Origin of the sequence: Lysinibacillus sp. FSL M8-0355, assembly GCF_038008985.1 — a bacterium.
Lineage (GTDB): Bacteria > Bacillota > Bacilli > Bacillales_A > Planococcaceae > Lysinibacillus > Lysinibacillus fusiformis_D.
Map to the genome: position 1 here is coordinate 4,429,754 of NZ_JBBPAI010000001.1, position 12,838 is coordinate 4,442,591.

The 12,838-nt window shown below is 39.2% G+C and carries 16 protein-coding genes; 2 read left to right on the forward strand and 14 right to left on the reverse strand.

Features of this window, described 5'->3' with window-relative positions:
• Nucleotides 1-11: 11 nt before the first annotated feature.
• Nucleotides 12-1,706: an FAD-dependent oxidoreductase gene (locus MKY46_RS21605; RefSeq protein WP_036128553.1), complete on the forward strand. Its 1,695-nt coding sequence runs from the start codon at nt 12-14 to the stop codon at nt 1,704-1,706.
• A gap of 553 nt (nt 1,707-2,259) precedes the next feature.
• Here the strand turns inward: MKY46_RS21605 and MKY46_RS21610 are convergent.
• The 11 genes from MKY46_RS21610 to hmpA form a co-directional block, all read right to left on the reverse strand.
• The gene (locus MKY46_RS21610; protein WP_036128559.1) at nt 2,260-3,210 is read right to left on the reverse strand and encodes a c-type cytochrome; all 951 of its coding nucleotides are present in this window, start codon (nt 3,208-3,210) and stop codon (nt 2,260-2,262) included.
• A 227-nt stretch (nt 3,211-3,437) separates the two neighbouring features.
• On the reverse strand, nt 3,438-4,142 hold the full coding sequence (locus MKY46_RS21615) for a DsbA family oxidoreductase (RefSeq protein ID WP_058843909.1): 705 nt from the start codon (nt 4,140-4,142) through the stop codon (nt 3,438-3,440).
• 2 nt (nt 4,143-4,144) lie between these two features.
• Nucleotides 4,145-4,930: a sulfite exporter TauE/SafE family protein gene (locus MKY46_RS21620; protein ID WP_036128563.1), complete on the reverse strand. Its 786-nt coding sequence runs from the start codon at nt 4,928-4,930 to the stop codon at nt 4,145-4,147.
• An 85-nt stretch (nt 4,931-5,015) separates the two neighbouring features.
• Nucleotides 5,016-5,243, reverse strand: coding sequence for a sulfurtransferase TusA family protein (locus MKY46_RS21625; RefSeq protein WP_036128590.1), 228 nt, complete (start codon nt 5,241-5,243; stop codon nt 5,016-5,018).
• Between the two features lie 141 nt (nt 5,244-5,384).
• The gene (locus tag MKY46_RS21630) at nt 5,385-6,512 is read right to left on the reverse strand and encodes an MBL fold metallo-hydrolase (protein WP_036128565.1); all 1,128 of its coding nucleotides are present in this window, start codon (nt 6,510-6,512) and stop codon (nt 5,385-5,387) included.
• An 81-nt stretch (nt 6,513-6,593) separates the two neighbouring features.
• Complete coding sequence (locus MKY46_RS21635) at nt 6,594-6,989, reverse strand: DsrE/DsrF/DrsH-like family protein (protein WP_036128567.1); 396 nt, start codon at nt 6,987-6,989, stop codon at nt 6,594-6,596.
• A gap of 16 nt (nt 6,990-7,005) precedes the next feature.
• Nucleotides 7,006-7,554 (reverse strand): sulfurtransferase TusA family protein, encoded by a 549-nt coding sequence (locus MKY46_RS21640; RefSeq protein ID WP_036128569.1) that lies wholly within the window; start codon nt 7,552-7,554, stop codon nt 7,006-7,008.
• 63 nt (nt 7,555-7,617) lie between these two features.
• Entirely contained in the window at nt 7,618-7,917 is a 300-nt protein-coding gene (locus MKY46_RS21645) for a rhodanese-like domain-containing protein (RefSeq protein ID WP_036128571.1), read from the reverse strand.
• Between the two features lie 11 nt (nt 7,918-7,928).
• Nucleotides 7,929-8,270, reverse strand: a complete 342-nt coding sequence (locus MKY46_RS21650; RefSeq protein WP_036128573.1) for a rhodanese-like domain-containing protein — start codon at nt 8,268-8,270, stop codon at nt 7,929-7,931.
• 42 nt (nt 8,271-8,312) lie between these two features.
• Nucleotides 8,313-8,573, reverse strand: coding sequence for a metal-sensitive transcriptional regulator (locus MKY46_RS21655; protein ID WP_036128575.1), 261 nt, complete (start codon nt 8,571-8,573; stop codon nt 8,313-8,315).
• Nucleotides 8,574-8,801: 228 nt separating this feature from the next.
• Nucleotides 8,802-9,968, reverse strand: a complete 1,167-nt coding sequence (gene hmpA / locus MKY46_RS21660) for an NO-inducible flavohemoprotein (RefSeq protein ID WP_036128577.1) — start codon at nt 9,966-9,968, stop codon at nt 8,802-8,804.
• 190 nt (nt 9,969-10,158) lie between these two features.
• Here hmpA and MKY46_RS21665 point away from each other — a divergent pair, with 190 nt between their 5' ends.
• Entirely contained in the window at nt 10,159-10,596 is a 438-nt protein-coding gene (locus MKY46_RS21665; protein ID WP_036128579.1) for an Rrf2 family transcriptional regulator, read from the forward strand.
• A 48-nt stretch (nt 10,597-10,644) separates the two neighbouring features.
• On the opposite strand, the gene MKY46_RS21670 is transcribed toward MKY46_RS21665, so the two are convergent.
• From MKY46_RS21670 to MKY46_RS21680, 3 genes are all read right to left on the reverse strand, one after another.
• Nucleotides 10,645-11,625: a GNAT family N-acetyltransferase gene (locus MKY46_RS21670; RefSeq protein WP_036128581.1), complete on the reverse strand. Its 981-nt coding sequence runs from the start codon at nt 11,623-11,625 to the stop codon at nt 10,645-10,647.
• Nucleotides 11,626-11,686: 61 nt separating this feature from the next.
• The gene (locus tag MKY46_RS21675; RefSeq protein WP_036128583.1) at nt 11,687-12,064 is read right to left on the reverse strand and encodes a VOC family protein; all 378 of its coding nucleotides are present in this window, start codon (nt 12,062-12,064) and stop codon (nt 11,687-11,689) included.
• Nucleotides 12,065-12,499 (reverse strand): DUF1801 domain-containing protein, encoded by a 435-nt coding sequence (locus MKY46_RS21680; protein ID WP_036128592.1) that lies wholly within the window; start codon nt 12,497-12,499, stop codon nt 12,065-12,067.
• Nucleotides 12,500-12,838: the final 339 nt, after the last annotated feature.

The window sequence follows — 12,838 nt, forward strand, 5'->3', positions numbered from 1 at the left end:
GAGTGTTTACTTTGAGTAAAAAATTTATAGTAGTTGGTGGCGTTGCAGGTGGCGCATCAACAGCGGCACGTATACGTCGTCTTGATGAAAAAGCAGAAATTATTATGTTTGAGAAAGGCCCGAATGTTTCTTTCTCTAATTGTTCCCTACCGTTCCACTTGAGCGGGATTGTTGAAAATAGCGATAAATTAATCTTAATGACACCTCAAGCCTTTCAAACAAAATACAATATTGAAGCTCGTGTTCAACAAGAAGTTATACGTATTAACCGCATGCAAAAAACTGTCACGATTACGGATTTGAAAACTGGTGTTGATTATGAGGAAAGTTACGATACGTTAGTTCTGTCGCCTGGTGCAAGTCCTATCGTTCCAAACTTAGAAGGTATTCATTCTGAACATGTCTTTACTATTCGAAATGTGGTGGATATTGACCGTTTAAACCGTTATCTACAAACGGATAATGTGCAAGATATTGCTGTAATTGGCGGAGGCTTCATTGGTGTAGAGGTAGCAGAAAATCTAAAGCTTGCAGGCTTTAATGTATCACTAGTCGAATTCGGTCAACAAATTATGGCACCGTTCGATTATGACATGGCTCAAATATTACACAAGGAAATGGCTGACAAAGGGGTTCAAGTCATTGTGAACGACAGCCTCGCACAAGTTGCACCCGATTATGTGGTATTAAATTCAGGCAAGCAATTAAAAGCACAAGCAGTTGTATTAGCCATTGGTGTTCGCCCTGAAACCAAATTAGCTAAAGAAGCTGGGCTAGCTATTGGTGAACTAGGGGGTATCCGAGTGGACGCTAATTATGTGACATCTGACCCTTCCATCTATGCTGTAGGAGATGCTATTGAAGTATTCCATCAGCTTACTCATAAACAAACGCGTCTAGCTTTAGCTGGTCCTGCTCAACGACAAGCACGCGCCGCAGCTAACCATATGTATAGTATCCCACAGCATAACAAAGGGGTTATTGGTTCTTCGAGCGTACAAATCTTCGACCTTGTATGTGCTGCAACAGGTTTGAACGAAAAAACAGCTCTAGCAAATGGCTTTCAAGCAAAAAGTGTTTATTTAATTGCACCAGACAAAGTAGGATTAATGCCAAATAGTAATCCGCTTCACTTTAAACTCATTTACGAAACACCAACTGGAAAGGTTCTTGGTGCACAGGCGGTTGGTAAAGGGAATGCAGATAAACGAATAGACGTTATAGCCACTCTTATCACAATGGGCGGTACTTTAGAAGATTTGAAGGAACTAGAATTATCCTATTCTCCAATGTTTAGCACTGCACGTGATATTGTAAATTTGGCAGCACTTGTAGCACAAAACCAATTACACGGGAACTTCAAACAAATAAAAGTGGATGAAGTTAGGCCACTCATTGAAAAGCAAGCCTTTTTCTTAGATGTACGTGAAAAGAACGAATTCGAATCTGGTCATCTCATTGGCGCCCACCATATACCTTTAAGCGAACTTCGAGAACGAATGAATGAGATACCAAAGGATCAGCCTGTTTATGTACATTGCCGATCTGGTCAACGAAGTTATAACGCGGTTATGACTCTACAAAATAATGGCTATTCTAATGTCATGAATGTCAGTGGATCATTCCTTGGTATTTGCTTATATGAATACTTTACAGATATAACAACTAACAGGGAAAAAATTGTAACTACCTATAACTTTAACTAATCTAAAAGGGATGCGGTGATGTCAATGGGAGAAGCAGCTATTTTGAAAGGTAAGGGGTTGATTTCCGTTCCGCCAGTGTCCTTTCCAAGGGGGGGCGTCCGATGAGCCGCTTCACTCACTGCATTCGCTCCAAGGTCTCATCTGTGACGCTGGCTCCACTCCAATCAACCATGTGCAAAAGTGTCTTTTCCTTATCTTTCATACGAGCCGTAGTGAATAAATTAACCCATTATTTGTCTGATTAGAGAAAGGAAAGGCTCCTATTTTCAATATAGAGAAGTGATGAGTGACAACACCTCTCCATAAAGAGTAGTGAATACCCTTCACTTTATTGGAAAACCTTTACTAAATTTATGGGTTGGAGTGGAAGGCTACTTGACTCCCGTGGGATAGCGAGACAGGCGAGCCTCTAAAAGAGGAAGCGGCTCGGCGCTCGCCCACAGGAAAGCAAGTAGCCTGCAACGGAAATCCATTTTCACCTTTCGCAAAAATTCTATGGATGGTTTTGTTTTACAACACAATAAGGGATGCTGTTAAACAGCATCCCTTATTGTTAATTTGTTGACAGTACTTTTTCCCAATCAATCGTACCGTTTTTAATTTGTTCACGTTTTTCTTTATCCATAATGTCATTTGGACGTCCGCCTTTTGGCCAGTCTTTATCATGGTTTGCCCATTCTGGACGATCTTGCGATAAAATAAAGGCAGCTAAATCAGAAGCTTCCTGGTCAGTTAAAGTACCCGCCGCACCTATCGGCATATTATTTTGAATATAACCTGCCATCTTCGACATACGCGCCATGCCAGCTCCATCATTAAAGGAATTTTCCCCCCATAACGCTGGACCAGTATTGGCATCAGTACCAGATCCGTCAGCAGCATGACAAGCAATACAAGACTGTGCATAAAGCTCCTCGCCATCAGCAACATTTGGAATCGGAACATTCTTCATATCACTAGTGCCTGCCCATTCACGTTTTGCACCGATAGGTACACCTTCAGAAATATAAGCAAAATACGCCACCATAGCCTCTAGCTCATCACTATTCATTTCAAATTTTTTACCATTCATACTACGAACCATACAACCATTAATACGTTCTTCAATCGTAACTATACTACCTGAGCGTCCGATATATTGTGGATAATTTGCCATTACTCCCACTAACGACGATGTTTGCTCATCATAGCCTGCACCTGCGTGGCAACTTGTGCAAGATAATTGGTTTCCTACATATTCATCTGCCGCTACATGCGTGTTATTGACAAGCTCATAACCGTATAAGATTGCCTCTTTCATAGGTCCATCTGGTACTTCTTCAATACTTGGCGGAGCATAGACCACTGACTGAGCAGCTGCTGTTGTTGGTAATTGCGTCTGCACTGTCGCTTCTTGCTCGCCAACATTCGAATCAACTGATATTTTATCGCTGACAATTGTTCCAACAAAAATTGCGCCTGCTAACAGTACTGTCCCTGCTACTCCTGCTACTATAGGTTTCATCTATAATACCCCCCTTTGTATACTCTCTTATATTTTAGCAACATAGCAATTAATTGGATGTGATTTTTCTCACATCTCTTTAAAATAGCACCGTTAAGATGATAAAAATGGATATATTATACATTTATTTTTGTTCTATAACACAAAAAACTAGACTTAATACCTCTTGTAGTATATTGCTCATTCTGAATAAAAAAATGTCGAGCACCCAAGTACTCGACACTTTTTTATAGTTTACATACGTCATCATTACAGGCAGCTCCATCATTTCCCACCAACTTTATCGTCGGTTGATTTCCTGCTAATGCTGCCGCCTGATGTAAAGTTCGCACAAACACTTCATTTGGCTCTGCCCCTTTAATGCCATAACGGTTTTCAAACACGAAGAACGGGACACTTTGCACACCAAGTTGCTGTGCATCATAACGATCTCGATCTAAGGCCTCGCTAAAATCATTCGTTGCTAAAATAACCTTTGCCTCTTCTATATCTAAATCTAATTGTGCTATCACTTTTAATAAAAAAGCATCTTCGTTGACATCTTCTCCAGCTGTAAAATACCCTGCCATGAGAGCTTCAGTATAAGCCGCCGCCTTGCCAAACTGCTGAGTCCACTTCGCTAAACGATGAGCCTTTTCTGTATGGGCTGTTGTCATCTTATCAAAATCATAATGCAATCCAATCTCTGCTGCTCTCACGGCGATGCCCTTCGTCATGTCTTTCGCAGCTTCTAACGAGATATCATATTTTTTAGCCATCCCCTCGTAAAAAGAGGGGGCATTCACTTTCGGCGTATCTGGCCCTATTTGGTATGCTTTATATTCTATTTCTACTTGCTCTGTATAGCCCGCAACATCAATAGCTCGCTCCAATTCACGCTTACCAATATAACAAAATGGACATGTGAAATCAGAAAAAACTTCAATTTTCATCGCTACACTCCCCCTATTATATCCGCCCAAATTTTAATAGCCGTTGCAACGATCAGCACCGCTAAAATGGCTTGTAACACTTTTGTATTCAATTTTTTCCCCGCTCTTGCACCAAGAGGAGCCGCTAGCAGACTAGCTACAATTAAGATGAAAGCTGGATAATATTCAACTTGTCCCGTTATTAATTTCCCAATGGTGCCTCCTATTGAAGAGAGAAAAGTAATGGCAAGGCTTGTCGCTATGGTCATACGTGTTGGAATTCCTAAGACAACTAGCATAATCGGTACTAATAAAAAGCCACCTGCTGCCCCCACAATTCCTGAACCAATACCAACAATCCAGGCCAAAATGATCGCCAGTGGTTTACGAAATGTCACTTCCTCCATCGGCTTATCATCAATTTGCTTTTTCGGGATAAACATCATGACAGCTGCAATCAATGCCAGGATACCATAGACAATGTTAATGCCTGATTCTGATAAGAACTTTGAACCGAAGCTCCCTACAAAGCTACCGATTAAAATAGCACTACCCATGTAGATAATAAGTGATTTATTTAAATACCCACCTTTCCGATATACCCATACACCAGCAAAGGAAGCAAAAAGCACTTGAATTGCGCTAATTCCTGAAACTGCATGCGCTGAAAAAGCCACAAAGCCTAATAATGACGGAACATACAGTAGCATCGGGAAATTAATAATAGCACCACCAATGCCGAGCATCCCCGAAACAAACGAACCGACAAAACCAATCAAAAATATGGTGAAAATCCATGCAATATCCATTTATTTTTCCTTCTTTCTAGCTCCCATCTATCAAGATAAAGAGAAAGAAGGTTGTGCTACGTTAATAGACAACCCTCAATAAGCTCTATGCTTTCTGAATTAAAAATGTAATGACACCAGCAACCTCGGATTGATCTAAAATCACATGCCCTCCCGCTTTAGCCCAAGCAGGAATATCCGCTAAAGCTCCTTTATCTGTTACTTGAACTTCTAAGATTTCCCCCGTAACTAATGTATCCATTGCCTTCTTTGTTTTCACAATAGGCATGGGACATGACAAGCCTTTTGCATCTAGTTGTAAATTTGACATCATAGTAATCTCCTTTGATCCGACAAAGGGTGTAAGCGATTTTGCCGGTTCCACTTTATTAACTTCAGGAAGGAAGAGTGCCTTCCATTCACGGAATTTACACGCTACAAGCATGCATGCGTACTCATTGCACTTTAGCATACGCTATCGGACAGCACAGCGATTTGGTCCAATTTCCATTTCTGTCTGTTCATCTGGTGCAGGTGTTATTTTCCCCATATTTACCTGACGAATCTCTTGATATGCATTTGGCTGTGGAGGTAATTGATCCGTGACAACACGTCTAAATTCCTCGTCACTTTGAATATTTAAACCATGGTTCTGCGCCAATAACTCTCCTAATCGTTTCGCAACCGTTCCATCTGCATTAAGCTCATCAATAATCATGAAATGTGCTGGTAGCACTATTAATTCTTCAGACAATTTGCGATAACGCTTATAAAGTGTTTCTCGTAAATCTCCAACCCAATCTTCAGCAAGTCCAGCTAAATCAGGTCGACCAATTGAATCAATAAATAAAATATCACCCGTTAATAAATAGCTGCCGTCGATGACAAAAGATGTAGAGCCAATTGTATGACCAGGTGAATAGATAGCACCTACATCTATTTTAGAAGCACCGATTTGAACAGTGGCTCCATCAACTAGAGGTGTATAAGGAAAGACAACCTCTTCAGCATCTTTTGGTGGTAAGTAGTAAGCTGCACCAGTTTCTTCTGCTATATGGCGTCCACCTGAAATATGGTCGGCATGTAAATGTGTATCAAAAACATATTTAATTGTAACGTTCTTCTGTTCAGCGAAGCTTGTAAATACATCTGTAAATCTCACAGCATCAATAATCGCTGCCTCACCTTCAGAAATGACCATATATGAAAGGCAGCCCTTTCCTAAACGGACGAATTGATACAGCTCTCCACCACCTGTTAAATCCCCAACTTTAATCGGCTCTAAATATTCACTCCAAGATTTCATGCCTCCTGCTAAATAGGCAACATCACGACCTGCCTCAGACAACATTTCAGCGACCATCAATGATGAGCCTTCTTTGGCACAGACAACTAATACTGTTTGTTCAGCCGGAATTTTAGGTAAAATATCTTCAATCCCATCTAACAACTCAAAGTACGGGATATTTAGGTACTCAAATCGATGTCCCTCCATTTTCCAATCTTCAAATGCCTCTGCATTACGAACATCTAAAATAAACAGCGCTTCATTATTAATGACCTTTTTAGCAACTTGTGATGCACTCCACTTTTGAATAGACATACATTTTACCCCCATAGGTATGATTTCAATGTTTTTTATAGCGGAGAGCTATAGTCACTCCCCACTCTCAAGAACAAATTACTAGAAAGTTAGTGATGGCGCTGCATCTTTGGCAAACTCAAGGAAAGTTACAGCTCCACCTACTTCAATACCGTCAATAAAATCATCTGTTGATAAACCCATGACATCCATAGTCATTTGACAAGCAATAAATTTCACCCCTAGTTCTTGTGCCATTTCCACCAGTTGTGGGATGGCTGGTACATTTGCTTTTGAAAAACCTTTTGCATAATGCTCCGCGCCAGCAGGCATCGGTAGTACATGCATCCCTTGTTTATGAATGAGATTCAGCCCTTCAAACGTAAAGAAGATGGCTACCTCCTTCTCAGAAGCTGCCGCAGCCGTTGCGATATTAAACACTTTATACGCATCAAATAAACCACCATTACTTGCAATGATTGCTACCTTGTTTGACATCTTAAATTCCTCCTAATTAAATGCTTTTTGTTAAATTGCCCGTCCAGGATGTCATCCCCGGCAAGACATTAAATACCTTTGTAAAACCATGTGAAGCAAGCTTTTGTGCAGCCATATCACTGCGTGTTCCTGTACGACAGATGACATAAATCTCCTGCTCTTTATCAAGCTCCGTAAGTCGTGCCATTAGTTCACCCATCGGAATAGATTTTGCTCCCTCAATATGTCCGAAAGCGAACTCTGTCTCCTCTCGTACATCAAGAATCAATCCCTCACGATTGGTAATCTGCTCTAGATCAATCGTTTGACCAAATGTCATCTCTACTATTTGTTCATTTGTACATTTGCGAATATAATGCTTTAGCACACCATCTGTCTCTAACGTACCAATGTATTGATGACCAACCGTTTCAGCCCATGCAGCAATATCCGCTTTCGATCCTTTATCTGTCGCAGAAACTTCTAAAATTTGACCATCCAGTAAATCAGCCATCGCCTTCTTCGTTTTCACTATCGGCATCGGACAAGATAGTCCTTTAGCATCTAGCTGAAAATCAGACTTCATACACCTAACAACCTCCATATACCTACATGGGTATTATTTTTACTAAAAAAATATAGCTATGTTCTATATTTTTACTGCGCCCTCCCAAGCAAGCATACCACCAGCCATGTTGGATACAATAAAGCCATTACTTTCTAGTATTTGAGTAGCACGACCACTACGTCCACCTGATCGACAAACCATAATATACGGCTCATTCTTATTTAATTCATGTAGTCGAAACTCTAATAATCCGAGCGGGATATGAATAACACCTGGAATATGACCAGTCTCTACCTCATCTACCTCTCGTACATCAATAAGATTCAACTTGCTTCCCTGCTCCATAGCTTGTTGAACTTCTTTTGCTGTAATTTCCTTCATTTTTCCTCCTCCTAGTATGCACTCATTCCGCCACGAACATTGGTAACATGCTTAAAGCCTTGTTTTTTTAGTTTCTTACAAGCCTGGCTACTTCGCATTCCACTTTGACAAATGACAATAATTTCTTTGTCCTTTGGTAGTTTGTCAAAGCTTGATCCAAGCGGAACATTTTTAAATTGCGGAATGTTACGTCCCTTATACTCAGCTGGTGTACGCACATCAATAAATACCTTATCTTTATCATTAAGCATATTTTTTAATTGTGCAGCAGAAATTGAATGAATACCTTTAGTAGGCTTCATTCGCCAAATGAAAAACGCTGCGATAAGCGCAATAACAATCCATGTTTCCATGTGATCACTCTCCTTCTTTATACATTTTGGGGTATATCAAAACTATCGACTTTTCACAACTAAATCCATTGCCTCTTGAATAGCGAAATTCACTTTTTCTGCATCACCTTTAGCTGTTGATACACAATCCAATAAATTTTCACTAACAATAACACCTATCGTCTTATCAACCGCGGAACGTACGGCAGATAGCTGCGTTATCACATCCTTACAGTTTTGACCGTCTTCCATCATACGTAAAATACCCCGTAATTGGCCTTCCATACGTTTCACACGATTTGCTGTGTTAGAACCATAAGCCATGCTGTTTGCGCCCCCCTCCATAACGATTGATTGAACTTGCTTACGTGATTTATAATATACCCCATAAGGTATATTGTCAACGGGAAAGTCCCTACTTTTTTTCATAGTTCGCTCTTTCCGTCATACCGCTTCACTCATCTCGTTTCAGATTTAATCCATCTCTCAGGATTGTCCGCAAAAAAATCCCTGTTACGAGTTGTAACTCATAACAGGGACCTACACATTATATTATTTAGCTAATTGCATGGCTGGTCCGAAGAATTCATAGTGAATTTTTTCATCTTTCACGCCAATTTCCTGTAAGTTTTTAATAACAGCTTCCATAAAGCCTACAGGCCCACATACATAAACATCTGCATTATTAGCAACTTTTTCTGCTAATAACTCTTTTGTAATAAGCTTATCTTCTTCAGAGAATAAAGCTGTATAGGATGCATTCGGTAGTACCTTTACTTTCTCCTGAATGTCATCGCTGAACGCTACAACTTTCTCATTACGAGCACATTGGATAAAGTTTACTTCATTCACTGCATCATCATGTAAAGATTGCAACATACTGTTTAAAGGTGTTACACCGATACCACCACTTACAAATGTAATTGGTGCAGCCGTTTCTTCTAAAACAAATAACCCAGCTGGAGCACTTACATCAACTAAATCTCCTACTTGTAAGTCATCATGAATATAGTTTGAAACTTTACCATTTGGCGTATGATCGCTTTCTCGTTTTACAGAAATACGATAGCCGTCTTCTGCATTCGCTTGTGAAAGTGTGTATTGACGGTTCATCAAATACTCTTCGCCTGGCACTTTCACACGGATGCTAATATATTGACCTGGTTCATAAGCTGGCAGTGGTGAGCCATCTTCATTCACAAAGTAAACGGATGTAACTAAGTCACTTTCAACAACTTTCTTCGCCACTTTTAATGGTTTAAATAAACGCCATCCACCGTTATTCTCAGTTTTCTGGTATAACTCTTCTTCTACTTGAATGAAAATATCTGCTATAACGCCATATGCCTCAGCCCATGCATTAATAATGTCATCGGTTGCTGCGTCACCAAGTACTTCCTTAATAGCTTTTAATAAGTTTTCCCCAACGATTGGGTAATGTTCAGGTAAAATACCTAAACTACGGTGTTTATGTGCTATAAGCATTACTGCTGGTAAAATTGCTTCTAAATTTTCAATATGAACTGCAGCAGCATAAACAGTGTTAGCTAATGCTGTTTGCTGACGACCTTGTTCTTGGTTCGTGTGATTAAAAATATTTAATAATTCTGGATGAGCTTGAAACATATTTTTGTAAAACGTCTTCGTGATCTCAACACCGTGAACTTCTAATACAGGTACTGTTGCTTTAATAATTTGAATTGTTTCTTGTTTTAACATATCGCTTACCATCCTTTCGTGATTACAATATAACCCTTTCATTTTCTTAAAGCAATATTTTAAATACATCTTTAACAAAATGGACATAATTAATGTATTTTAAATACATCTTTAAAAATGGTTTGAAAATATTATACTTCAATGTAAAAATGCTATAATTATTTTGAATTATAGAAAGTAGGGTGTTCTGATGCGCTTAACTTTATACACAGACTACTCTCTGCGTACTCTTATTTATCTAGGTGCGAAGGAAGATGGTCAATTATCAACTATTCAAGAGATTTCAGATGCTTATAATATATCGAAAAACCATTTAATGAAGGTGACACATCAGCTTGGATTATTAGGGTATATCGAAACAATTCGTGGACGTGGTGGTGGCATTCGCTTAGCCATCGATCCAAAAACCATTACTATCGGTGAAATTGTTCGTCATACAGAAGAAGATTTTCATCTTGTAGAATGTTTCGATAAAGAAAATAATCTATGTAAAATAGCCCCAGAATGTCAGCTGAAAGGTGTTCTGTATGAAGCTTTACAAGCCTATTTGAACGTATTAGATCGCTATACATTAGACGATTTCTTACATTCCAAAGAAAAGTTAATGGCTCTTCTGCTTGGGAAATAAAAATACCCGCTCAACCTTTGTTGAACGGGTATTTCTTTATGAAGATACTTATAATGCCTTTGAAAAGAAAATCATATCTAATGCGCGAATGCCGTTTTCATAAATAGGCTCTGGATAATGGCGGAAGAAATCTTTTTCAATAGCCTCCATGCGAAAGCCTGCTTTTTGATAAAAGGCAATATTATCAATACTTGAGTTGGCTGTTCCAACAAGCACTGTTTGATAGCCTTCCTTCTGGCATATTTCAGTGAGTTGTCGTAATACCTCTTTGCCCATTCCCGTCCCTTGGTACTTTGGCACAATAGCAATATTCTTCAACTCGATCGTTGTATCAGATTGCGCAATGACTAACGCCACCCCCACCAGCAGCTCCCCACACTTAATTTCAAATAAAGTGCCTTTATCTAAGTATTCTCGAACTACCATTTCACTTTCATCAGCTAGCATTAATTGTGGTAAAAAATCTTCACGATTGCCATCTACCTTCTGTAGGGATATTCGATAACGGACAAAATCTTCACGTTCAAAGACATTTAACACACACGGTTGTTTTTCCTTCACCTCCAACCATGAATGCTCCTCTGGATATTTACTTTCCACACCTAATCGAATAAAAGGCAGTTTTTCTTGTGCTTTTTGTGATCGGATATTTACCTTCCGAGCCCCAGCAAAAACCCGTGCTAGTCCTAGCTCAAAAAATGCAATGTCTAAGATAGCTGTTTTGGCTTCAAGATTATAGTCTTTCCCCCAAAATTGGTGACCTAGCCAAGAGCCAATATGACAGCTCTTTTTATCATGATCTATAAACATTAGGGATGTTACACCAATCAGTTGCCCTTCCTCATTCAAAACTACACGAGGAACCGTCTTCCCCTCTTCCTCGTCCACACATTCACGTTTGATAAAATTAATGGTATCTTCTACCTTACCAGCAGGTAACCCGAGGGCATCTCGCACCTGCGGCATAGAAGATAACTCATGCATCGCCTCAGCATATTTAATATCATGCTTCACTAAAGTTACCGCCATCCTCAATTCCCCTTTTACTACTATTTTTTGTTTTCTTTTCATTATTTATATTCCTAATTCATCAATCATACGATAATTGCCAGGACATGCCAAAACGATCTTGAATCCATGCAAACTGTTTAGAAAAACCATAATGATTAAGTGGCATTAATGCTTGGCCGCCTTCTAGCATTTGGGCAACAAAACGGTTTATTTCCTCCTCCGAATCACACTCTATAAAGACTGATGTTGATGGAGTAAACGTAAACTCGTGTTGAATGGCACTATCATTCACCAGCAATTTTAATCCCTTTAAATGGAGGACTGCCATTGCTACCTGTTGTGAATTATCCATATACGCTAAGCTAACAACTTCTAAATCTGGAAACCACTGCTTATATTGTTCAATCGCCTCATTGGCCTGCCCTTGAAACATTAAAAATGGAGTCGCGCTTTTCATCTATTTTTTCACTCCTTCATAATGTGAAATCCATTGCGCAGGGGTTATTTTTGACACAAGCTCACTGATTAAATCAAATGGAATATTTTTTGCATTTGTAAATCGAATACAGCTTTTCCCCATATTTAATTTTGTGGGCACTCGCTTTGCATACTCCTCTTGGAACCAAGAAAGCAATGCTGGATCTGCATAAATACCCATGTGGTAGAGTGCAATATGACGCTTCTGTACAGCTAGGCTAATAAAAGGTAATGGCATATTCGGTGTCACATGGTAACCCTCAGGATAGGATGTTAATGGTACCACATAACTGACCATTCCATATTGCATTGTTTGTTCAAATCCATCTGGTACATTCGTTTCTACGACAGCAACAAGCTCACTAAAAGCATCACGCCATTTTTCTTCGACTTGCTCCATATATACATTTTTCATATTTTGCCTCACTTTTATCATGTAGTTTACTACCTTCACTCCTAGCGTAGTCCTCTTTAACACTTTTTGTAAATAATTTACCATCTCATCACTAGAGAACACAAATGAAATAATTCGATTAAATGGTGCTTTACCAGAACTTCTAACTAACAAATCACGAGGTTTATTGATTATAACAACTGCTAATTCAGCCTTCAGTTTAAATTCCTTTTGCCTAGCTTTAACACCATTTTACTGTACCTTTATCTCCTTTTTGGCAGCTAATAATGTACTGATACATTTTCATCTTAGTTTTGTTAGTATACTGAATTATTGAAAATTTGGGTATAAAAAATAAAC

Excerpts from the sequence above, each read along its gene's own strand:
- MKY46_RS21610 (WP_036128559.1), bottom strand. The coding sequence starts at position 3,210 with ATGAAACCTATAGTAGCAGGAGTAGCAGGGACAGTACTGTTAGCAGGC.
- MKY46_RS21615 (WP_058843909.1), bottom strand. The coding sequence starts at position 4,142 with ATGAAAATTGAAGTTTTTTCTGATTTCACATGTCCATTTTGTTATATT.
- MKY46_RS21620 (WP_036128563.1), bottom strand. The coding sequence starts at position 4,930 with ATGGATATTGCATGGATTTTCACCATATTTTTGATTGGTTTTGTCGGT.
- MKY46_RS21625 (WP_036128590.1), bottom strand. The coding sequence starts at position 5,243 with ATGATGTCAAATTTACAACTAGATGCAAAAGGCTTGTCATGTCCCATG.
- MKY46_RS21630 (WP_036128565.1), bottom strand. The coding sequence starts at position 6,512 with ATGTCTATTCAAAAGTGGAGTGCATCACAAGTTGCTAAAAAGGTCATT.
- MKY46_RS21635 (WP_036128567.1), bottom strand. The coding sequence starts at position 6,989 with ATGTCAAACAAGGTAGCAATCATTGCAAGTAATGGTGGTTTATTTGAT.
- MKY46_RS21640 (WP_036128569.1), bottom strand. The coding sequence starts at position 7,554 with ATGAAGTCTGATTTTCAGCTAGATGCTAAAGGACTATCTTGTCCGATG.
- MKY46_RS21645 (WP_036128571.1), bottom strand. The coding sequence starts at position 7,917 with ATGAAGGAAATTACAGCAAAAGAAGTTCAACAAGCTATGGAGCAGGGA.
- MKY46_RS21650 (WP_036128573.1), bottom strand. The coding sequence starts at position 8,270 with ATGGAAACATGGATTGTTATTGCGCTTATCGCAGCGTTTTTCATTTGG.
- MKY46_RS21655 (WP_036128575.1), bottom strand. The coding sequence starts at position 8,573 with ATGGCTTATGGTTCTAACACAGCAAATCGTGTGAAACGTATGGAAGGC.
- hmpA (WP_036128577.1), bottom strand. The coding sequence starts at position 9,968 with ATGTTAAAACAAGAAACAATTCAAATTATTAAAGCAACAGTACCTGTA.
- MKY46_RS21665 (WP_036128579.1), top strand. The coding sequence starts at position 10,159 with ATGCGCTTAACTTTATACACAGACTACTCTCTGCGTACTCTTATTTAT.
- MKY46_RS21670 (WP_036128581.1), bottom strand. The coding sequence starts at position 11,625 with ATGGCGGTAACTTTAGTGAAGCATGATATTAAATATGCTGAGGCGATG.
- MKY46_RS21675 (WP_036128583.1), bottom strand. The coding sequence starts at position 12,064 with ATGAAAAGCGCGACTCCATTTTTAATGTTTCAAGGGCAGGCCAATGAG.
- MKY46_RS21680 (WP_036128592.1), bottom strand. The coding sequence starts at position 12,499 with ATGAAAAATGTATATATGGAGCAAGTCGAAGAAAAATGGCGTGATGCT.